Source organism: Collinsella sp. HCP28S3_G2, assembly GCF_052065125.1.
Classification (GTDB): domain Bacteria; phylum Actinomycetota; class Coriobacteriia; order Coriobacteriales; family Coriobacteriaceae; genus Collinsella.
The window spans coordinates 68,315-89,348 of record NZ_JBQHUO010000009.1; the positions used below are offsets into that span (position 1 = coordinate 68,315).

At 60.5% G+C, this 21,034-nt stretch carries 21 protein-coding genes; 15 read left to right on the forward strand and 6 right to left on the reverse strand.

The annotated features are described in order from the left end of the window. Positions 1-87: 87 nt before the first annotated feature. The 12 genes from purM (at position 88) to ACTNB2_RS06570 (ending at position 9,559) form a co-directional block, all read left to right on the forward strand. On the forward strand, positions 88-1,191 hold the full coding sequence (gene purM / locus ACTNB2_RS06515) for a phosphoribosylformylglycinamidine cyclo-ligase (protein ID WP_427793755.1): 1,104 nt from the start codon (positions 88-90) through the stop codon (positions 1,189-1,191). Next, the gene (gene purN, locus ACTNB2_RS06520; RefSeq protein WP_441015246.1) at positions 1,181-1,888 is read left to right on the forward strand and encodes a phosphoribosylglycinamide formyltransferase; all 708 of its coding nucleotides are present in this window, start codon (positions 1,181-1,183) and stop codon (positions 1,886-1,888) included. Before purM ends, purN begins: the two co-directional genes overlap by 11 nt. Positions 1,889-2,121: 233 nt before the next feature. After that, a complete protein-coding gene (locus ACTNB2_RS06525) occupies positions 2,122-2,466 on the forward strand; it encodes a type II toxin-antitoxin system RelB/DinJ family antitoxin (RefSeq protein ID WP_441041474.1) in 345 nt (114 codons plus the stop codon). Further along, positions 2,463-2,930 (forward strand): PIN domain-containing protein, encoded by a 468-nt coding sequence (locus ACTNB2_RS06530; protein WP_427747589.1) that lies wholly within the window; start codon positions 2,463-2,465, stop codon positions 2,928-2,930. Before ACTNB2_RS06525 ends, ACTNB2_RS06530 begins: the two co-directional genes overlap by 4 nt. 65 nt (positions 2,931-2,995) lie before the next feature. Further along, positions 2,996-3,463: a PTS sugar transporter subunit IIA gene (locus ACTNB2_RS06535; RefSeq protein WP_441041475.1), complete on the forward strand. Its 468-nt coding sequence runs from the start codon at positions 2,996-2,998 to the stop codon at positions 3,461-3,463. A gap of 179 nt (positions 3,464-3,642) precedes the next feature. After that, positions 3,643-4,866, forward strand: a complete 1,224-nt coding sequence (locus ACTNB2_RS06540) for a peptidylprolyl isomerase (RefSeq protein ID WP_441041477.1) — start codon at positions 3,643-3,645, stop codon at positions 4,864-4,866. A 54-nt stretch (positions 4,867-4,920) separates the two neighbouring features. Continuing rightward, positions 4,921-5,364, forward strand: coding sequence for a GatB/YqeY domain-containing protein (locus tag ACTNB2_RS06545; RefSeq protein WP_427717979.1), 444 nt, complete (start codon positions 4,921-4,923; stop codon positions 5,362-5,364). A gap of 368 nt (positions 5,365-5,732) precedes the next feature. Further along, positions 5,733-6,464 (forward strand): amino acid ABC transporter ATP-binding protein, encoded by a 732-nt coding sequence (locus ACTNB2_RS06550; protein WP_055251548.1) that lies wholly within the window; start codon positions 5,733-5,735, stop codon positions 6,462-6,464. An 8-nt stretch (positions 6,465-6,472) separates the two neighbouring features. Next, a complete protein-coding gene (locus tag ACTNB2_RS06555; RefSeq protein ID WP_441041479.1) occupies positions 6,473-7,348 on the forward strand; it encodes a transporter substrate-binding domain-containing protein in 876 nt (291 codons plus the stop codon). A 25-nt stretch (positions 7,349-7,373) separates the two neighbouring features. Next, positions 7,374-8,120, forward strand: a complete 747-nt coding sequence (locus ACTNB2_RS06560) for an amino acid ABC transporter permease (protein WP_441041481.1) — start codon at positions 7,374-7,376, stop codon at positions 8,118-8,120. Positions 8,121-8,123: 3 nt separating this feature from the next. Next, complete coding sequence (locus tag ACTNB2_RS06565; protein ID WP_055285379.1) at positions 8,124-8,762, forward strand: amino acid ABC transporter permease; 639 nt, start codon at positions 8,124-8,126, stop codon at positions 8,760-8,762. Between the two features lie 173 nt (positions 8,763-8,935). Next, positions 8,936-9,559 (forward strand): AAA family ATPase, encoded by a 624-nt coding sequence (locus ACTNB2_RS06570; RefSeq protein WP_427717988.1) that lies wholly within the window; start codon positions 8,936-8,938, stop codon positions 9,557-9,559. A 127-nt stretch (positions 9,560-9,686) separates the two neighbouring features. On the opposite strand, the gene gltA is transcribed toward ACTNB2_RS06570, so the two are convergent. From gltA to glmU, 6 genes are all read right to left on the reverse strand, one after another. Further along, the gene (gene gltA / locus ACTNB2_RS06575) at positions 9,687-11,096 is read right to left on the reverse strand and encodes an NADPH-dependent glutamate synthase (protein WP_427728860.1); all 1,410 of its coding nucleotides are present in this window, start codon (positions 11,094-11,096) and stop codon (positions 9,687-9,689) included. Continuing rightward, complete coding sequence (locus ACTNB2_RS06580; RefSeq protein ID WP_006235793.1) at positions 11,087-11,926, reverse strand: sulfide/dihydroorotate dehydrogenase-like FAD/NAD-binding protein; 840 nt, start codon at positions 11,924-11,926, stop codon at positions 11,087-11,089. The genes gltA and ACTNB2_RS06580 overlap by 10 nt, the downstream gene beginning before the upstream one ends. Before the next feature lie 359 nt (positions 11,927-12,285). Next, positions 12,286-12,915: an aminoacyl-tRNA hydrolase gene (gene pth / locus ACTNB2_RS06585; RefSeq protein WP_441041483.1), complete on the reverse strand. Its 630-nt coding sequence runs from the start codon at positions 12,913-12,915 to the stop codon at positions 12,286-12,288. Between the two features lie 348 nt (positions 12,916-13,263). Next, complete coding sequence (locus ACTNB2_RS06590; protein WP_441044792.1) at positions 13,264-14,391, reverse strand: hypothetical protein; 1,128 nt, start codon at positions 14,389-14,391, stop codon at positions 13,264-13,266. Positions 14,392-14,846: 455 nt separating this feature from the next. Beyond that, entirely contained in the window at positions 14,847-15,833 is a 987-nt protein-coding gene (locus ACTNB2_RS06595; RefSeq protein ID WP_154516678.1) for a ribose-phosphate diphosphokinase, read from the reverse strand. A gap of 193 nt (positions 15,834-16,026) precedes the next feature. Then, positions 16,027-17,439 carry a bifunctional UDP-N-acetylglucosamine diphosphorylase/glucosamine-1-phosphate N-acetyltransferase GlmU gene (gene glmU, locus ACTNB2_RS06600; protein ID WP_427717998.1) on the reverse strand — a complete coding sequence of 471 codons (1,413 nt, stop codon included), beginning with the start codon at positions 17,437-17,439 and terminating at the stop codon, positions 16,027-16,029. A 205-nt stretch (positions 17,440-17,644) separates the two neighbouring features. Here glmU and ACTNB2_RS06605 point away from each other — a divergent pair, with 205 nt between their 5' ends. Genes ACTNB2_RS06605 through ACTNB2_RS06615 form a run of 3 tightly spaced genes read left to right on the forward strand, consistent with a single transcriptional unit; the run spans position 17,645 to position 20,884 of the window. Further along, positions 17,645-18,523, forward strand: a complete 879-nt coding sequence (locus ACTNB2_RS06605) for an energy-coupling factor transporter transmembrane component T (RefSeq protein WP_441041554.1) — start codon at positions 17,645-17,647, stop codon at positions 18,521-18,523. Between the two features lie 23 nt (positions 18,524-18,546). Then, a complete protein-coding gene (locus ACTNB2_RS06610) occupies positions 18,547-20,166 on the forward strand; it encodes an ABC transporter ATP-binding protein (protein WP_441045733.1) in 1,620 nt (539 codons plus the stop codon). A 4-nt stretch (positions 20,167-20,170) separates the two neighbouring features. Further along, positions 20,171-20,884 carry a DUF6580 family putative transport protein gene (locus ACTNB2_RS06615; RefSeq protein ID WP_441041487.1) on the forward strand — a complete coding sequence of 238 codons (714 nt, stop codon included), beginning with the start codon at positions 20,171-20,173 and terminating at the stop codon, positions 20,882-20,884. Positions 20,885-21,034: the final 150 nt, after the last annotated feature.

Consider the following 21,034-nt stretch of genomic DNA (forward strand, 5'->3'; position numbering starts at 1 on the left):
GTTGTTACCGTGTGCGCCAACTTGAGGGCAACTATGGGCACTGTTTGGCGTCTGTGTGTCAAACGGTAGTGGGAGAGGAAGGCTCAGATGAGCGACAGCAAGCATGTGACGTATGAGGATGCCGGCGTCGATACCGCCGAGGGCGGCCGCGCCGTCGACGCTATTAAGCAAATGGTTAAGGATACCAACCGTCCCGAGGTTATCGGTGGCATCGGTGGCTTTGGCGGCCTGTTCTCGGCCGCCGCACTTAAGGATATGGAAGACCCGATCCTGATCAGCGGTACCGACGGCGTGGGCACCAAACTCGTCCTCGCCCAGATCATGGACCGTCACGAGACGGTGGGCCAGGACCTGGTCGCCATGTGCGTCAACGACATTTTGGCTTCGGGCGCCGAGCCGCTGTTCTTCCTGGATTATGTTGCCATCGGCCACATCGAGGCCGAGCACATGGCAAAGATCATCAAGGGCGTGGCAGACGGCTGCAAGCTCGCGGGCTGCGCGCTCGTGGGCGGCGAGATGGCCGAGCACCCGGGCGTCATGGCTCCCGCCGACTACGACCTCGCCGGCTTTACCGTGGGTGTCGTCGACCGTCCCAAGATGCTCGACCCCGCCAACGTCCGCCCCGGCGACGTGATTCTGGGCCTTCCCTCCACCGGCGTGCACTCCAACGGCTACTCGCTCGTGCGTAAAGTCATCGGCGTTGACGGCATCAAGCCGGGTACGCCCGAGGCCGCCGCTAAGGCCGAGGAGCTGAGCCGTCCGCTCGAGGAGCTCGGCGGCGCATCACTGGCAGACGCTCTGCTGGCCCCCACGCGCATCTACGTCAAGCCGATTCTTGAGCTGCTCCGCGGCGGCGCTCCGGTGCACGCCATCGCTCATATCACCGGCGGTGGCATCACCGAGAACCTTAACCGTGCGCTGGCCGACGACGTCGACGCCGTGGTCACCCGCAATGGCGCCGAGATGGGCTGGGACATTCCGCCCGTCATCACCTATGTTTCGCGCCAGGCCGAGCTTACGCCCAACGAGGCATGCAAGACCTTCAACATGGGCGTCGGCCTGTGCCTGATTGTCGCTCCCGAAGATGAGGCCGCGGTAACCGATGCCCTGGTCGCGCTGGGCGAGAAGCCGTTCCGCGTGGGCGAATGCGTCGAGGGCTCCGGTAAGGTCGTGTACTCCGATGAGCGCTAACGAGCAGACGGCTGCCGCCGAGGGCCTGGGTTTTGCGCCCTATACCCGTCCGACCGGCACCGATACCACCGAGCCGCTCAAGATCGGCGTGCTCATCAGCGGTTCGGGCACCAACCTGCAGGCGCTAATCGACCTGATCGCCGCCGGTAAGCTCAATGCTTCGATTGAGCTTGTGGTGTCGAGTCGTCCTTCGGCCAAGGGCCTGCAGCGTGCAGAGCGTGCGGGTATCCAGACGCTGACGCTCTCCAAGGATGTCTACGCCGACCCCATCGCCGCCGACGAGATTATTGCGCACGAGCTTCTCGAGCGCGGCTGCGAGTATGTGGTCATGGCTGGCTACATGCGCATGGTGCACACACCCCTGCTGGCGGCGTTCCCCAACCGCGTTGTCAATCTGCATCCGGCGCTGCTGCCGAGCTTTACCGGTGCGCATGCGATCGACGATGCCTTTGCGCGTGGCGTCAAGGTGACCGGTGTGACCGTGCATTTTGCCAACGAGATCTACGACAACGGTCCCATCATCGCCCAGCGCGCGCTGGCTGTTGAGGAAGGCTGGGATGTCGACACACTCGAGGAGCACATTCACGCGATCGAGCACGTGCTGTATCCCGAAGTCGTGCAGATGCTCGCTGACGGCCGCGTCCACGTGCTGGAGAGCGGTAAGGTGGCAATTGATCCGGCGCGCCATCGTGCGTAAAAGGATTCGCCTGGTTTTCATTGCAACGTAAACTATCAAAAAGCTGATTGGGGCATATGGAATCACATGTGCCCCAATCAGCTTAATACCTCTTTGATTTTGGGCTTTGGATAACGTGACGGGCACCATTCCCATTCCAAGAAATCCGATAGGGCCTCGTCCGTGTGTGGGCGGGGCCCTTTTGCGTGGCCTTTTATGTTTGCTATACTGCTAGCAAGTAGAGAGGAGCCGCTATGGGTGCAGCAACGGTGCAGCTCAACACACGAATCGATCCTATGCTCAAGGCTGGTGGCGATGCGGTCCTGACACGCAATGGATTGGGGCCGAGCGATGCCGTTCGTGCGCTTTGGGCCTATCTTGTCGAGCATCAAGCGTTGCCGGGATTTATGGTGACGGATAAGCGCGAGGCGCCCCGCGCGGAGAGCCTGGCTGAGCAGGGGTGTGGCCTAGCTTTTTCATCGCTGGGGCTAAATGTTTTGGATTTTGCGCCAGTTGGATCATCTGCGGAAGACTGGGATGCCGTACGAGATGATATGTATGACACGATGATTGCCGATATTGAGGCGAATTGTCGATGATCGAGGCAAAGCATCTCTTGGTAGATACGAACGTTTGGCTCGATTATTACCTGCAAGAGGGGGCGTTCGACGAAGCGAAGAGATTAGTTGAACTGGCCGAGGCGGGAAAGATTGACCTTCTGTACACGCCCACGACGGCAAAGGATGTGTTCTATATCCTGCCTCGGCGTCTGGCTCGGCGGAATGCGAATGGGATTAACGTTTCGTTTGCCTCGGCGTCATGGGCCTGCATCGAGCATATGATGCAGGTGGCAACTGCCTCTCCGCTTTCGTTGGCAGAGTGCGAGATGGCGCGCATGCTTGGCAAGCGCATGCCGGATCTCGAAGACAACCTCATCATCGCTTCGGGCGAGACGGCAGATGTTGACTACGTGGTCACGAGCGATCGGCGCATGCTGGAGGCGATGCCCGAGGTGTGCTTGACGCCTGCCCGCGCACTCGAGATGATTGGGATCCTCGGCTAACCTTGCCTGTCTGGTTTCGCTATCATATGGGGCATTGTGAACCTCATGCAACTTTGGAGGACGGTATGGCGGATAACGCCGAGATGCTATTCGCGCCTGAGCTGGTGTTTTTTGATTGGGAGTGCGCGACGCCGGATGAGGTGTTTGCGCGACTCGAGGGCGAGCTCGCTCCGCACGGCTACATTGCGTCCGGTTGGCTCGATGCCGTCCGTACGCGCGAGGACATCTATCCCACAGGCCTCGCCATGCCGGCGGCCAATATTGCCATTCCGCATACCGATCCGGGGTTTGTGGCTAAGCCCTATATTGCGGTGATTAAGCCCTCCGTGCCCGTGACGTTCAATGCTATGGCGGGCATGGGTGCCCCCGTGCCGGCGCAGATCATCATCAATCTGGGTATTGCCGAGCCGGGCGGCCAGGTCGAGGCCCTGCAAGCGCTTATGAATATCTTTATGGATGCCGACGCCGCAGCCGACGTGCTCGGTCAGACTTCGTCCCAGGGCATGGTCGACGCCATCCGCCGCCACTTCTAGGGCCGGCATTTGGGGACCGTCCCTAACTGCCGGCAGAAAAGGAACGTCCCTAGCTGTCGGAGCTGTCCCCTTTGCACCAAAATGGTGCAGATTAACCTGTCTCCCATGCACCAGGTGTGCCGCGGGGTTGCGTTGTGACACAATGACGTTTGTTCGATTCGTTATGCGAAAGGCCAACTATGGCAAATAAGAAAAAGAACTCCGAGGCCGCGCCGACGCCCGAGCAGCAGGCCCGCGCCGCCTCCAGCTCTCGCAAGAAGCAGCGCAAGACGTACGTGTCTAAGACCGTCAAGATCGTCCTGGTGGTTATCGGCGTGCTGGCGATGCTGCTTTCCGTCTCGGCGATGGCGTGCTCCGGTTTGATGTCGCAGACCGAGAACAATAACTCGGGTTACAAACTGACCGGCGGTGTGGCTGCTACCGTCAACGGAACCAATCTCACCGAGGACACCGTAACCAAGCAGATCATGAGCATGCGCACGTCCTACGGCTATACCAAGGACAAGGATTGGGCGCAGTACCTGGTCAATAACGACCTGACGCCCAAGAAGTACCGCAAACAGCTCATCGATTCCTATACGCAGCAGATTCTGCTCCAGCAGGCGCAGAAGGAGAACGGCGTGACGGTTTCGGACGAGGAAGTAGAGAAGGCTTGGAAGGACGCCTGCAAGAGCGCGGGCGGCGCCAAGACCTTTAAGGAGACCCTTAAGACCTACGGCTATACCGAGGACACCTACAAGGACTCGCTCAAGGAGAGCCTGGCGCAGCAGAAGCTTAAGGATGCCGTTGCTCCCACCAGCAAGCCCAAGGACAGCGAGATTGTCGATTACATTAACGAGAACCTGTCTAACTACAACGATGCCCGCCGCTCGTCGAACATCCTGATCAAGGTTGATTCCGACGCTTCCGACGAGGACAAGGCCGCCGTCAAGGCCAAGGCGCAGGAGTGCCTGGATAAGATCCACTCCGGCGAGCTGAGCTTTGAGGATGCCGTGAAGCAGTATTCCGACGACACCGGTTCCAGGGAGAAGAAGGGTGACGTGGGCTGGGATAAGCTCACCACCTTTGTCGACAGCTACCAGACGGCGCTCGAGGGCCTTAACAAGGGCGATATGAGCGATGTGGTCGAGTCGACGTATGGCTACCACATCATCAAGTGCACCGACTACTTCCATGTCGATGGCCAGGTCGATGACATCAATCAGGTGCCCAAGGCTATTAAGAAGTACGTTTCCAATGTGGTGAAGACCCAGGCATCGGGCACGGCATACAACGAGTGGCTGGAGAAGTACACGAAGGATGCCGACATTACCGTCAACCCCATGCCCAAGGACGTGCCCTATAACGTGAGCCTGAAGGGCGTCACCAAGAGCTCGACCGACGATTCGTCGACGACTGAGTAATCAAGGGGCGGTGCTCGTGCGGGCGCCGCCCATGTTATTGAGGAGGATTTGCAGATGACCAACGAAGAGCTGCAGCAGGAAATGATTGCCGCCATGAAGGCCAAGGACAAGGTTCGCCTGTCTATCATTCGCCAGGTCAAGGCCGAGGTTAAGAACATCGAGGTCAACGAGCGCCGCGACGTGACCGAGGAAGACGTCAACAGCATGATCAAGCGTCTGATTAAGCAGACAAGCGAGACGTTGGAGATGTCCATCAAGGCCGGTACCGATCAAGATCGTACCGACAACCTAACCGAGCAGGTCAAGATTCTGGAGAGCCTGCTGCCCGCCCAGGTTTCGGGTGAGGAGCTCGAGGCGCTGATCGAGCAGGTCATCGCCGAGCTGGGCGCCACGTCCAAGAAGCAGATGGGCCAGGTTATGGGGGCGCTCGGCAAGGCCACCGGCGGCAACTTCGATAAGCCGGCCGCGGCAAAGATCGTCGGCGGCAAACTCGTGTAATTTGTTACGCGGTTTTACCAAACCGCGTAACGGCTCGACGCTGCAAACCCGTACACGCGGCAATCTGACGTTCAATTTCAAGGGCGCGACCATGAGGTCTGCGCCCTTTCATTTCACGTCACCTTGCTCGCGTGTACGGGTTTTCGCTGACTTATGCTCAACAAGGGCGGTTGTATTATTTTCGGGTCTTGAGGGGTATGGCCGTCATGGTCGCGCCCCTTTTTGGTGGGCTGGGTACTCATTTAAGCCTGTCCCCAATGAGTGGGTTAAAGGTTGCGGGTTCTTTACGGGAATGTAGTGTGGGCTGCGGAAACGTGGTTCTTTCCGTAAAATAGAGCAATTCGTGTAAGCGCAGGGAAGGGATATTCATGGCAGACATGATCGAGATCAAGCATCTCAACAAGTACTTTGGCGACCTGCATGTGCTCAAAGATATCAACCTCACCGTCAAGCGCGGCGAGAAGCTCGTAATGATCGGGCCTTCCGGCTCAGGCAAGTCGACGCTCATCCGTTGCGTCGATTATCTGGAGGAGCCCACGTCGGGCGAGGTCATCATCGACGGTACGCCGCTCACCAAGAAGAATCATCTGGAGATGGCTCGCAAGTACAGCTCCATGGTGTTTCAGCAGTTCAACCTATATCCCAACATGACGGTGCTGGGCAACCTGACGCTCGCGCCCATCAAGCTGCAAAAGAAGAGTAAGGAGGAGGCGACCGAGATCGCCATCGCCGCGCTCAAGCGCGTCGGCATGGCGCATAAGGCCGGCGAGTATCCGCAGAACCTCTCGGGCGGTCAGCAGCAGCGCATCGCCATTGCCCGTGCCCTGTGCACCAAGCAGCCCATCATCCTGTTTGACGAGCCGACCTCGGCACTCGACCCCGAGATGGTCCAGGAAGTCCTGGACGTTATGATCGAGCTCGCGCAGGAGGATATCACCATGATCTGCGTGACGCACGAGATGGGCTTTGCGCGCCAGGTGGCCGACCGCGTCATCTTTATGGAGGACGGCCGCATCCTGGAGGAGGGCACACCCGAGCACTTCTTCGATAACCCCGAGAACCCGCGCTGCCGCGAGTTTCTGTCCAAGATTCTGCACTAGGCGCGGTGATGGACATGACGGATATGACGAGGGCGGCCGTGTCGCGCCGCCACTTTTTGCAGCTGGCGGCCGCCGGTATGCTCGCGCTGACGGGGACCGCGCTTACCGGTTGCGGCAACTCCACCGGCGGCGAGGACTCCGACAAGGGGTCTAAGCTTGCGGCCATCAAGTCGCGTGGCCATCTGAATGCCGGCGTTAAGAAGGACGTTCCTGGCTACGGCTATTACGACACCGCCAAGGGCCGCTTTGAGGGCATGGAGGTCGATTTGTGCTACCAGATCGCCGCTGCCGTCTTTGGCGTGAGCTACAAGGAGGCCCGTGCCCAGGAGCTTGTCGAGTTTACTGACGTAACGCCCAAGACGCGCGGCCCGCTGATCGATAACGGCCAGCTCGACGTGGTCGCGGCGACCTACACCATCACCGACGAGCGCAAGAAGAGCTGGGATTTCTCGACGCCGTACCGCACCGACTACGTGGGACTCATGGTCAAGAAACGTTCGGGCTTTACCTCGATTGAGGACCTGGACGGCAAAGTCATTGGCGTGAGCCAGGGTGCAACCACGCAGGGCCTGATCGAGCAGATGATCAAGGACAACGGCTTTAGCTGCGATCCCGAGTTTAGGGCCTTTAGCGGCTACCCCATCATCAAGAGTTCGCTCGATGCCGGCAACATCGACGTCTTTGCCATGGACCGCTCCACGCTGGCCGGTTACATGAACGAGACCGTTGAGCTGCTGCAACCCGAGGTCAAGTTTGGCGAGCAGGGCTACGGCGTGGCGACCAAGAAGGGCTGCGATCTTTCGGCCGTGGTCGATCAGGTGATATGCGATCGCCTGGCCGACGGCTGGCTCGACCAAGAGGTCAAGACCTGGGGTCTTGTATAGGCGCATCGTCCAAGGAAGGAATCAAATGCTCGAAGGATTGTTTGACGCCGACCGCTGGTCGACGACATTCCAAAACATGGGGCCCTTCTGGGGGGGCTTTGGCGTGACGATGCAGGTGGTCGTTGCCGGCCTGCTGCTGTCTCTGGTGCTGGGCACGCTGCTGGGCGTGCTCTCTACCACTCGTTCTCGCGTTCTGCGCGCCATAAGCCGCGTGTACGTGGAGTTTTACCAGAACACCCCGCTACCCGTGCAGGTGCTCTTTATGTACATGGCCGGTCCGCAGTTTTTGCAGGCCATAACCGGTGCCGACCAGCCGGTGCGTATCGCGCCGTTTGTGCTGGGCTTCTTGGGCGTGGGCCTGTATCACGCTGCCTACATTTCGGAGGTCATCCGTACCGGTATCGAGGCCGTTCCGCGTGGCCAGATGGAGGCGGCCCAGAGCCAGGGCTTCACCCGTGCGCAGGCATACTGCTACATCGTGCTGCCCCAGACGTTCAAGATCATTCTGCCGCCGCTGTGCAACCAGGCACTTAACCTGGTCAAAAACACGTCGGTGCTGGCGCTTGTGGCCGGCGGCGACCTTATGTACCGTTCCGACAACTTTGTGAGTCTGTACGGTTACCTGCAGGGATACATCGTCTGCTGCCTTATGTATTTCATCATCTGCTTTCCGCTCGCCATGCTGGTGCAGTGGCTCGAGCGCCGCTCCAAGGAGCGTCCGCGCGGCGTGAGCCTGGCCGAGCTGGGGCTCGACAACGTAGAGGAGGCCTAGCGCATGGAAATCTTCAACGCGACCAACCTGCTCTACATTTGGGGCGGCTTTGTTAAGACGATCGAGATCTCGGCGCTGTCGATCTTTTTCTCGCTCATCTTTGGCACGGTGCTGGCGCTCGTTAAAAGCTACGCGCCCCGTCCATTTCGTATTTTGGTGAGCGCCTATATCGAGCTGTTCCGTTGCACGCCAAACTTGCTGTGGATCCTGTTTATCTACTTTACGGTGCAGGGTTTGGACATTGTGATTTCGACCATCGCCTTTACGCTGTTTACCAGCGCTGTTATGGCCGAGATTGTGCGCGGCGGCCTCAACTCGATTCCGCGCGGCCAGTTTGAGGCGGCGCAGAGCCAGGGTTTTGGCTTCTTTGCCACCATGCGCTATATCATTCTGCCGCAGACGTTTAAGACGATCATTCCGGCGCTGTTTAGCCAGTGCACGACCGTCATCAAGGACAGCTCGTATCTTTCGGGCATTAACGTGGCCGAGCTCATGTACACGGCAAACGTCGTGATGGCCCACGCGATCGACCTGTCGCAGGTGCTTATGCTCTACGGCCTGGTGTTTGCGATGTACTTTGTGCTCAACTTTGGTATCTCGCTGCTGGTGAGGGCATATCAACGTCGCATTGTGGCCGCATAGTCCTGCTTCCCCAAGCACGGCACCTTGCCCCTCAATCGTCGCTTGCGTACATTTAGTACGCGGCGCTCCTCTTTCGGGGCAATCTGCCGCACTTGGGAAACCAGGACGAAGGTGGGGGCAAAATGAATGTGACAAAGGGACTGTCCCTTTGTCACATAGAGAAAGGAATCGCGATGAGCGATCTGGAGAACAAGAAGAATCCTGTGGTCATTACCATCGCGCGCGACTTTGGCGCCGAGGGCCACGAGATTGGCCGCATGCTTGCCAACGAGTTGGGAATTCCGCTGTACGACAACGAGCTGCTGGTGCGTGCGTCGATGCGCGCGGGTGAGTCGCTCGATAAGATGGCCGCCTATGACGAGCGTCTGGCCGTGGAGAACATGGCGTTTCTGCCCGACCGCTACGATGCGCGTTCGTACTCGGACAAGTTGTTCCAAAAGATGAGCCAGGTGATTTTGGACCTGGGCGAGACCGAGAGCTGCATTATCGAGGGTCGCCTGTCCGATTACCTGCTGCGTAACAACCCTAATCACATTGCCGTGTTGGTGACCGCACCCTTTGAGGACCGCGTCGAGATCGTGCGCAAGAAGCGTGGGCTCAACAAAAAGAAGGGCGCCAAGCTGGTCAAGCAGCAGCAGAAGGCACGCGAGGCGTTCTATAAGCGCTACAGCGCCGGAAAGTGGAAGATGACGAGCGGCAAGGATATCGTCGTCAACCGCGCCAAGCTGGGCCGCGAGGGCTGCAAAGACGTCATCGCCGCTGCCTACCGCTACAAGGTGGCTCAGCTCGAAGGCTAGCCGACCAAAAGCCACCGCAAAGGTGCCCATTTCCTTTATGGTGATCGGGCGGCCGGCATAGAAAAAGTCCCCGCCGGGCGTGTGCCCGACGGGGACTTTGCCGTTTGGTGGTTAGCGCTGTAGGTGATTACTCACCCAGCAGGCTCTTGGTGATGGAAGCGGCGGCCTTCTTGCCGGCGCCCATCGCCAGAATGACCGTAGCGGCACCGGTGACGATGTCGCCGCCGGCCCAGATGCGGGGATCGGTGGTCTGGCCGGTCTCCTCGTCGGCGACGATGTAGCCCCACTTGTTGAGCTCCATCTTGCCGCCGATCTTGGCAGCGAAGGGGTTGGCGTTGGTACCGATAGCCGAGATCGCGACGTCGCAGGGGATCTCCTCGATGGCGCCCTCGATGGGCACCGGGCGACGACGGCCGGACTCGTCGGGCTCGCCGAGCTCCATCTTCTGGACCTTGACGGCGCACACGGAGCCGTCCTCGCCAGCGACAAACTCGAGCGGGGAGACGAGCGGCAGAACCTCGACGCCCTCGGCCTTAGCATGGTGCAGCTCAGCGCGACGGCAGGGCATCTCGTCCTCGGTACGACGGTAGGCGATGATGGCGTGCTCGGCGCCCAGGCGCTTGGCGGTACGGACAGCGTCCATAGCCACGTTGCCGCCGCCAAAGACGACGACGTTCTTGCCGTGCTTGGTGGGGGTGTCGTACTCGGGGAACTTGTTGGCCTTCATCAGGTTCACGCGGGTGAGGTACTCGTTTGCGAAGAAGACGTTGGGCAGGTTCTCGCCGGGGACGTTGAGGAACTTGGGCAGGCCAGCGCCGGTCGCCACGTAGATGGCGTCGAAGCCCTGCTCGAACAGCTCATCGGCCGTGGCCATGTTGCCCACGACGGAGTTGTACTCAAACTTGACGCCCATGTCCTCCAGACCGTCAATCTCGCGCTTGACGACTGCCTTGGGCAGACGGAACTCGGGGATGCCATAGACCAGCACGCCGCCGCCGGTAAAGAAGGCCTCAAAGACGGTGACGTCAAAGCCGTTACGGGCGAGCTCGCCGGCGCAGGTGATGCCGGACGGGCCGGAGCCGACGACGGCGACCTTCTTGCCGTTCTTGGGAGCCATCTTGGGCGTGGAAGCGAGCTCGGGGCGGTCACCCAGGAAGCGCTCGAGCTGGCCGATGGCCACGGGCTCGGACTTCTTACCACGGATGCACTTGCCCTCACACTGGTTCTCCTGCGGGCAGACGCGGCCGCAGATGGCGGGAAGCATGGAGTCCTCGCGGATGGTATCGAGGGCGCCGCCAAAGTCCTTCTCGCGGATTTGCTCGATAAAGCGGGGAATGTTGATGTTGACGGGGCAGCCCTCGACGCAGAACGGCTTCTTGCAGTTGAGGCAGCGCTCGGCCTCGGCCAGCGCCATCTCCTCGGTGAAGCCCTTGTCGACGGGGCGGAAGTCGCAGGCGCGCTCGGCAGCCGGCTCCTCGTTATCGGGGGTGCGGGGCGACTTCATATCGGCAACGAAACGACCGTTAACTAGTGGCATGCGCAGCTCTTTTCCTCATAGGCCTTGAGGGACTCGCCCTCTTCGGAACGGTAAGCGGCCTGGCGGGCACGAAGGTCATCCCAGTCGACCAGGGTGGCATCGAAGTCGGGGCCGTCGACGCAAGCGAACTTGGTCACGCCGCCCACCTCGACGCGGCAGCAGCCGCACATACCGGTGCCGTCAACCATGATGGGGTTGAGCGACGCGGTGATGGGGGTGTCGTACTTCTGGGCGGTGAGGGTCGAGAACTTCATCATCGGAACGGGGCCGACGCAGAAGACCTGGCTCACGGCCTTGTCCTGCAGCAGGCGCTCCAGCGGAGCGGTGACAACGCCCTGCTCGCCGTAGGAACCGTCGTCGGTGGTGATGTGGATGTGGTCCTCGTCGAGGAGCTCGCGGAACTGGTCCTCCATGAGCAGGAGGTCCTTGGTGCGAGCGCCCATGATGGCGTGCACCTCGTGGCCGGTCTCGACCAGGTGCTTGGCGACCGGGAAGGCAATTGCCAGGCCGACGCCGCCGCCAATGACGGCGCAGGGGCCCTCGGCCATCTCGGTGGGAACGCCCAGCGGGCCCACGACGTCGCGCAGCGACTCGCCGGCCTCGTAGGTGGAAAGCATCTCGGTGGTCTTGCCGATCACCATGAAGATGAACTCGACCCAGCCCTCGTCACCGTTCCAGCCGGCCAGAGTAAACGGGACACGCTCGCCCGTCTCGTTGGCGCGGACCATGAGGAACTGTCCAGCGTGCGCATGCTTGGCGATTGCAGGCGCCTCGATGCGGAACTTGAACACCTTCTCCGAGAACTGCGTCTTCTCCAGGATCTTATACATAGAACCCCTCTCTTGTTAGGGCAACCGAACCGTGCCTCCACGGAAATGGACGGCAGCCCGAATAAAACCGTACGCGCACAGGCGTTGTGCAGACATACGGTGCAAATTATACCCTCATGGACATGTTGCTTGCGTGTATCTTTGGCAGGCGGGAAAAGTGATCTAGCACAAAGAGACAGGTTTATTTTGGCGGGTTTTATCAGATAAAACGACAAAAGGGGCCGGCCTTGCACATCGGTGAGGCCGGCCCCTTTTAGGGCGTTGGGTATGTATGGCGGCATAGGGTTTATTGCGATGCGGCCGCTGCGGCGTTTTCGCATATAAAACCTGCCAAAATAAACATCCCTTTTTGGTAGGTTTTAGTGCTTGCCGTTGGCAGAGGCGGAGCCGTTGACGTGGTCGCGGGCATAGATTACGCCGTGCACAATCGCCAGGCCGGCGGCGTCGGCGGCGCGGGCGCAGGTGTCCTGGAAGTCCTCGGCCTCGCGGGCGCGCAGCTGCTTGAGCACGTAGTCGGCGACAGCCATCTTGCCGGGAGGGTTGCCGATGCCGGTGCGGATGCGGCTAAAGTCGCGGCTGCCCATCTTGTCGATGATGGAGCGCAGGCCGTTGTGGCCGGCGTGGCCGCCGCCCACCTTGACGCGCACGTCGCGGGCGGGAATGTCGAGCTCATCGTGGATTACGAGCAGCTCCTCGGCCTTGATTTTGTACTCGCGGCAAAGTTTGGAGATGGGGCCGCCCGAGGTGTTCATGTACGACTGCGGCTTGACCAGCACAATCTGGCGCTTGCCGCCCTCTTCCTCTGGATCGTTGATGTTGATGAGCGCGACCTCGGCGCCGGCCTGGTTTTTCCAGTACGTGACGCCGGCCTGACGCGCCAGCTCGTCGATCGCCTTAAAGCCTGCGTTGTGGCGGGTCTCGGCATACTCATCGCCAGGGTTGCCAAGTCCGGCAACCATGCGAATCTTAAGCGGCTGTGCAGCTGCCATGTGCTTCCTTTCATCGATTTGTCGCCTGCTATGGTGAGCGACCCCGTTGCTGCTGTCAAATGGAGGGTGATTGAGGCTGCATGAGGGCGTTTGGACAGTCGTCAGAAGCCGGGATGGACAGTTAGTTCAGATTTGTATAAACCAAGAGATCTTTGACTGCCAAAATCGGGGCCACGGAACTGTCACGGCGCTTTGGGGAGCACAATTTGCGCTATTTCAGATCTTTTGAGTCTTCAAATGAGGTGATTGGCGCCGGGATGGCGGCAAACCATCTCGAAATGAGCCGTCTGTTTATACAAATCTGAACTAACTGTCCAGCCATGCTCGGTAGCACTGGGTAAAAGTCTTTTAGACCGGCGCGAGGCCGATTCCGGCCCGCAGGGTGTTGAGCCAGGCGGCCTGACGCTTGCGATAACCCTTGATGCGGTAGCGGAATCGAACTCCCGCAAGTCGATGCATCGTCTGGGCGAAGGCTTCGAGTGCAACAAGGTCCTTCATTTGGTCACGATTGATAACCAGGACGTGGATACCCATGGCCTTAAGGCCATTGTTGCGATTGCCATCGTGGATGCGAGCGTTTTGAAGCTCATGTCCAATTCCGTTGTATTCGTTGTCGACTCCGGCTGCTGGGCAATATAAGTCGCAGATGGCGTAGGGGATGCCCGAGGACATGTTGACCGCAAGGGTGTCGAAATCGACTCGATAGTTGAGCAGCAGGCCTCCCATGGGCAGGCTGCAACACCCGAATCCGCCAAAGCGCATGGGTGCGCCCAGGACGGCGAACATCAATGATTCCGCTGGGGATGCGGATCCGGCCCGGGCAAGTTTGATAGCTGTGCGAAACGAGGCGTAGGAACTACTTTTGGCAAACCGTGCGACTGCCTCGAGCTCTTCGATGGTTGTGGCGGGCTCGCATTTGTAGTGTGCCTGTTCGTAGCGGGTTTCGGATTGCTTTTCGGGTGTCGGTTGATCGCCCTGGCAATCGAGATCGTCCATCGTTTCGAAGCTGTTGGCCTCGGGCCACGTGTCGTCGTAGGCGATGGGGTAAGTTGCTTCGGGCGGAAGTGAGTAGGTTCCGAGCAGTTCCATGAGAAGCATCAAGGTTTTGGCAACCGATTCATTTTTGGAACAAAGCATGGCCGTCATGGCGGGAGACGTTGCGTAGATGTCGGCTTCGATGTGCATGATCGCGCCCTGGGGGAGAGGGGCGGTGATGGTGTGCTGGAGGAGCCGTCCGTCGGGTCGTCTGTTGCTGCCGCTTGCAACAAAGAGGTCTAGACGCTCGGAGTCGTCTTCGCTCCAGGCGTCAAGTATTGCAAGGGCCGCAAAGTCTATGGCGTCCTTGTTCGGAACGCAACCTACGAGGGCTTGTGTCTGTTGCTCGTCATCGATGGCGTCCCAGGGAAGGGCGGAGTACGCCCGTCGAGCGCGGCGAATTGCGCGGAGGGCGGAGAGGTGTGAAATTACGGTTGTCATAGCTATAAGGTACTAAGCCGTTGGCGAAATGATATGGCCGTGTCGTTCTTTTCGCTCAAAGGGGCGTCGCGCGCCGCGGGCGGTAACGACATCATACGGAATGCCTTGGAAAAGTGGAGAATGGAGTGATGGGTTGGCCTTGGAGGCATCTACTGAGATGGGTGCTGGACAGTTAGTTCAGATTTGTACAAGGTGACCGGGGTGTATTGCCGTTGTTGAAGGACTCGGTGGGCAAAATGGGGCCAATGGCATGGTGAAGAGATCCATAGGTGGAGGAATCGAGCGGAATTATTCCGGCAAGAGAGCTTTCGACGCATTAAATGGCTCAAACGAATGCCACATTAATACAAACCTGAACTAACTGTCCAAGGCGGGTTGTCGAGGGGCAGAAAAAAGGGTCGGAAGCGAGCCTCCGACCCTTTAAAAACACCAAAGATGATGTGATGCGCGCTGGATTACAGCGCGAAGTCGCCGCCGACGAGCGTGGAGACGGGCTCCTCGTGGTAAACGGCAGAGATGGCCTCGGCGAACTCCTCGGCGACCGAGATGGTCTTGATCTTGCCGCCAACCTCGACGGGGATGGCATCGGTGACGAGGCACTCGACGATGGGGGCGTCGTTCAGGCGCTCGATGGCCGGGCCTGAGAAGATGCCGTGGGTGGCGCACACGTAGATGTCGCCGGCACCCATGGCCTTGAGCTCCTTGACGTTGGCGCACAGGGTGCCAGCGGTGTCGATCATGTCGTCATTGATGATGCAGGTCTTGCCCTTGATGTCACCGATGATGCCCATGACCTCGGCGGCGTTGTGGCGCGGACGGCCCTTGTGGGCGATGGCGAGGCTGCAGCCGAGCATGTCGGAGAGCTTCTTGGCAGCTTTGGCGCGACCCACGTCGGGGGAGACGACAACCAGGTTGTCGGTGTCGAAGTGCATGTCGTTGTAGTACTGGCCAAACAGCGGCAGTGCAGACAGGTGGTTAACCGGGATATCGAAGAAACCCTGAATCTGGCCCTGATGCAGGTCGAGGGTGATGATGCGGTTGACGCCAGCGCGCTCGAGCAGGTTGGCGACGAGGCGGGCGGTGATGGGCTCGCGCGGGCCGGCCTTGCGGTCCTGGCGGGCATAGCCGTAGTGGGTGATGACGGCGGTGATGGAGCGGGCGGATGCGCGCTTGGCAGCGTCGGTGGCGATGAGCAGCTCCATGAGCATGTCGTTGACGTTGCCGCCGGCCACGGACTGAATCAGGAAGACGTCGGCGCCGCGGACGGTCTCGTCGTAGCGGGCGTAAATCTCACCGTTGGCGAACTGCTTTAGCGTAAGGCCCGAAAGCTCGACCCCAAGGTACTCAGCGATCTTCTGAGCGAGGGGACGGTTGGAGGAACCGGAATACACGCGGATGGACTTGCGCATATTCTCCGACTTCTCGGGATCATTAATCGGCATTACCCTTCTCCTTTATATATCGAATGCCATATAGATGCCTTGTTGCATTGTAACCGCGCGGCGGGGTTTATCGGGTCTTGATAACGTCTTTACCGTCAACGGACACGAACCGACCACTCATCCGGTCGCGCAGGTCAGCATAGAAAAAGGAGCCATCCCCATGGGAACAGCTCCTTAGATGCTTGGTAAAACGTTATACCTCGTCGTCCTCGTGCAGGCGGCGGCGATAATCGGCGGCCCAGCCCTCAATATTTAGCTGACGGGCGCGGCCCAGGCCGAGTGCGTCAGCCGGGACCGGCTCGGTGATGACGGAGCCGGCGGCCACGAGTGCGCCGTCGCCGATCTGGGCGGGCGCGACCATCATGGTGTCGGAACCGATGAAGGCATCCTTGCCGATGACGGTCTTGTGCTTGTGCACGCCGTCGTAGTTGCAGGTGATGGAGCCCGCGCCCACGTTGACGCCGGAACCCATGGTGGTGTCGCCGATGTAGGACAGGTGCGGCACCTTGGAGCCCTCGCCGATCGTGGACTTCTTGATCTCCACGTGTGTGCCTGCCTTGGAGCCATCGAGCATGTGGGTGCCTGGGCGCAGGTAGGCGCGCGGGCCGCAGTCGACGCCGTTCTCGATGACAGCCTCGATGGCGATAGTCTCATCGATGGTGCAGCCGCTGCCAACGGTGGTGTCGGTGAGGCGGCTGTTGGGGCCGAGCTGGCACTCCTCGCCCACGGTGACGCGGCCGATCAGGTGCGTCTGCGGCCACACGACGGTGTCGCGGCCGATGACGGCGTCGGGGCCGATCCAGGCCTGCGTGGGGTCGATGAAGGTAACGCCCTCGGCCATCCAGTGCTCGTTGATGCGGTCGCGCGCGATAGCGGTGAGTTGCGCGAGCTGGATGCGGCTGTTGACGCCCAGGCCGTCGCGGTAGTCGTCGCAGTGGAAGATGGAGACTGCCTGGCCGTGGCCCTTGAGAATCTCGAGCATGTCGGGCAGGTAGTACTCGGACTGCGCGTTGTCGTTGCCGATCTCGCTGATGTGGGCGGCGAGCTGCGCGCCGTCGAAGGCGTAGCAGCCGGCGTTGCACTCGAGCAGCGTGGCGGCCTGCTCGGGCGTGCAGTCCTTCTGCTCGATGATGCGCTCGATCTGACCGTCGGCGCCCAGCTTGATGCGGCCGTAGCCAAAGGGATCGGGCGGGGTCATGGTCATGACGGTGCAGGCGAGCTCGCCGGTAGCGACGGTCTTTGCGAACTTGGCGACGGTGTCGGCGGTGATGAGCGGCAGGTCGCCGTTGAGCACGACGACGGGGCCTTGCATGATGCCGCATGCCTCGAGCGCGACCTTTACGGCGTGGCCGGTGCCCAGGCGCTCGGTTTGTTCGACGCACTCGACCTTGGTGGCGCTGTTGGCGTAGGCGCCGTCGATAAGGGCGCGCATCTCGTCGGCGTGGCTGCCGATGACGACCACGACGCGGCTGCAGCCGGCCTTGATGGTGGCGTCGACGATCCACTGGACCATGGGCTTGCCCAGGATCTTGTGCGAAACCTTGCAGTGGTTCGACTTCATGCGGGTGCCCTCGCCGGCGGCGAGGATAATTGCGGTTGCGTCCATGTGATCTCCTGTTACGTTATAGAGACGTGCGTTTGGAAACGATACACGGCGCAATATGATACCGCAGGCATATGATGAGCGCGTAACGATTGGCGCATGGCGGCTGATGTCGGTGCCGCCGGCGTGACGTTTGCGCTGGTTGTGCATGGCGGCGGCACTGCGGCGTTGGCGTTTGAGCGAGGGGATGGGGGTGTCCGTGGATATCATGCGAGAGGAATCGGGCAACGAACCCGTCGCGGCATTTTCGATGTCGCATCCGGCGGTGCCGGCGCTCTACATGGTGCTGACGTTGGGGCTCACCATGTTCTCGATGCAACCGGTGCTGCTTGCGCTGTCGCTTGCGGGCGGGCTGGCGTATGGGTTTGCGACGCGCGGCGTCGCACGCACGTTGGGGGCGCTTCGCTGGCAGCTGCCGGTGATTTTGATTATCGCGGTGCTCAACCCGTTATTTAGCGCTTCGGGCTCGACGGAACTGTTCCGTATTGGCATGCGTGCGGTGTATCTGGAGAGCATGGTATACGGCCTGTGCATGGGCGGGCTGTTTGTGGCGAGCGTGCTGTGGTTTGAGGCCGCGGCGTCGATGCTTAGCTACGACAGGGTGCTTGCGCTTTTGGGTAACACCGCGCCGGTGATCGCGCTCATGATCTCGATGTGTATGCGGCTTATCCCGCAGTTTTTGCGTCGCGGTCGCACGGTGCTGGCGGTGCAGGATGCGATTGAAGTGCCGGGCCGCGCGTCGGCCGACCCCGTGCGTTCGCGCCTACGGGCATCGAGCGTGTTGATGGGCTGGGGCATGGAAGATTCGCTGGAACGTGCGGACGCCATGCGCTCCCGTGGGTGGGGCGCCGCGGCGCGTCGCACGACGTACGCGCGGTATCGGCTGGCGCGCGGCGACGTTGCCGCGCTGGTTGGGCTTGCGCTGTTTGGCGTGGCCACGGCGGCAGTGGCGTGGACCGCGACGATGCAGTATTCGTTTTACCCGCAGCTTTCGGTGCCAGCGCCGTGGCCTGGCTATGTTGTATACGCGACCTGGATGGCGCTGCCCTGCGTGCTGCATGCGATTGACGAGAAGAGGTTTGGCTGATGGCTCGGTTGGACGGGAGCATCATGGCGGACGCGGTGTGCGGCTCGGATATGCCGGCGATTGAAGTGCGGGGCCTGCGCTTTGCCTACCCCGGGGCCGAAGTGCCGGTGTTCGAGGGGCTCGATTGGCGTGTTCCCCAAGGGACGTTTGCGTTGCTTGTCGGTGGTACCGGGTCGGGCAAGTCGACATTACTCTCGTTGCTCAAGCCCGAGATTTCGCCGGCGGGCGAATGCTCCGGCGATCTGCGCATGCTGGGCGAAAGCGTTGCCGACATGGACGTTCGCGCGTCCGCGGAGCACGTGGGCTATGTGTTTCAGGACCCCGAGAACCAGATTGTGTGCGAAACCGTGTGGCACGAGATGGCGTTTGGCCTGGAAAACTTAGGCATGTCGCGCGACGAGATGCGCCGTCGCGTGGCCGAGACCAGTTATTTCTTTGGGGTGGAGGATTGGCTCCACCGCGATACCGATACGCTTTCGGGCGGACGCAAGCAGCTGCTGTCGCTGGCAGCCGTGCTGGCGTTGCGCCCTCGCGTGCTGCTGCTCGACGAGCCCACGTCCCAACTGGATCCCGTTGCCGAGAAAAATTTTCTGCATGCGCTGTTTCGCGTGAATCGCGAGCTGGGCTGCACGGTTGTTGTGGCAACGCACCAGCCGCGCCCGATGCTCGAATACGCGACGTGCGCGTATCGGATTGAGGGCGGGCGCGTATGCGAGGTCGCTGACATCGCCTCCTTGGGGCATCGCGAAGAGCTGTTTTCTGGCGAGGTGCCAGGGTGGGGTGGCTCGTGGCGTGCAAAAAACGGAGTTTTCAGCAGCGCCAGTGGCCGGCCGGGCTATTTGGACCCGCGCGTGGGCGCTCCGGGCGCAAAAAAAAGACCGAAATCGGACAAATCGGCTGAATTTGAGGCGCAAATCCTGTTGCAAGACGACTCGGGGGCGCCGTCGTGCGCCGGTGGATGCCGAATACTCCCAAAAATGCACGCTGGGTCGGCTACCACCCTGGCAGGGGGCTGGTTTCGCTACGATCGAGCGTCCGGCTGGGTGCTGCGCGGGCTCGATGCGTCGTTTTCGGCAGGCGCGGTGCATGCTGTTGTGGGCGGTAACGGCTGCGGTAAGTCGACAATGCTTTCGGTGCTGGCCAAGACGGTCAAGTTGCAGCGTGGGCATATGGAGCGCGGGGCGGCCTCGGCGGCACTGCTGCCTCAGAATCCCAAGGCGCTGCTGGTTGCCGAGACGGTTCGCGAGGAGCTGATGGAATGGGCTTCGACCTGCGGATATGACGAGGCTATGGCGCGAGAGCGCGCGACGAGTCTGGGATTGTCCGGCTTGGATGGGCGCCATCCGTACGATCTTTCGGGCGGGCAGCGCCAGCTGCTTGCGTTGGCAAAGCTGCTGTTGATCGGCCCCGAGCTGCTATTGCTCGATGAGCCCACCAAGGGTCTGGACCTGGCCAGCCGTCGCATCATCGCCCGCGCCCTGCGCGACCATGCGGAGGCTGGCGGTACCGTCATCATGGCAACGCACGATCTGGATTTTGCCGAGCAGGTTGCCGATGACATTGCCATGATGTTCGACGGTGAGATTGCCTGCATGGAGCCGCCCGCCGACTTTTTTGCCGACAATGTGTTTTATAGGGCGTGATGGGATGGCGGATTATCGCGTCTTGCGCCTACTCGCAAAACTGGAGATCCCACTGCTGCTGGCGGTGCCAGCGGTAATGGCCGCGGCGTTGCTAGCAGGCGTTGAGCAGGCGGCGCCTGCCATGCTTATCGTGGTGGCGCTGGTGCTCGCGCTGTTCTTTGCGGGCTACGAGGCGTCGCGACCGGGCCTACGCCAGATTATGCCCACGCTGGTTCTGGCGGCGTTGGCCGCGGCGGGGCGTATCTTGTTTGGCCCCATTCCCGACTTTAAACCCGTGAGCGCCATCGCCATTATCGCCGGGACGACGCTCGGTCGTCGTAACGGCTTTATGGTCGGTGCACTGGCGGTGCTGACCAGCAATTTCTTTTTTGGGCAGGGCATGTGGACACCGTGGCAGATGTATGCCTGGGGTCTGGTCGGCTATATTGGCGGCGCGCTGGCGCATGCGGGTGCGTTCGACCGTGCCGATGGAACCGTGCGCATGCCGGCGCTGATGGCGTACGGCTTTGCGTCGGGCCTGCTCTATGGCGCCGTGATTAACGCCTACGACATCATTGGTTTTGTGCAACCGCTCACGTGGGCGGGCGCCGTGGCGCGTCTTGCCACGGCGGTACCGTTCGATATCACACACGGCCTTGCGACCTGCGTGTTCTTGGCCGCTCTCTACAAACCTTGGTGTCGTCGCATTAACCGTGTCGTCGTGAAATACGGGCTGTAGTGGCGGTTGCGCCGGGGCGAGAATCAATACTGTCGAAGTGCCATTTTAAAACTATGCCGGTTTACGGGGCTAGATTGGCACAGGCAGACCATACCGGCTTTTTCCGAAAATAGACGATCCGTCTACCTGCGGTTTTATTTTGCTTGAATT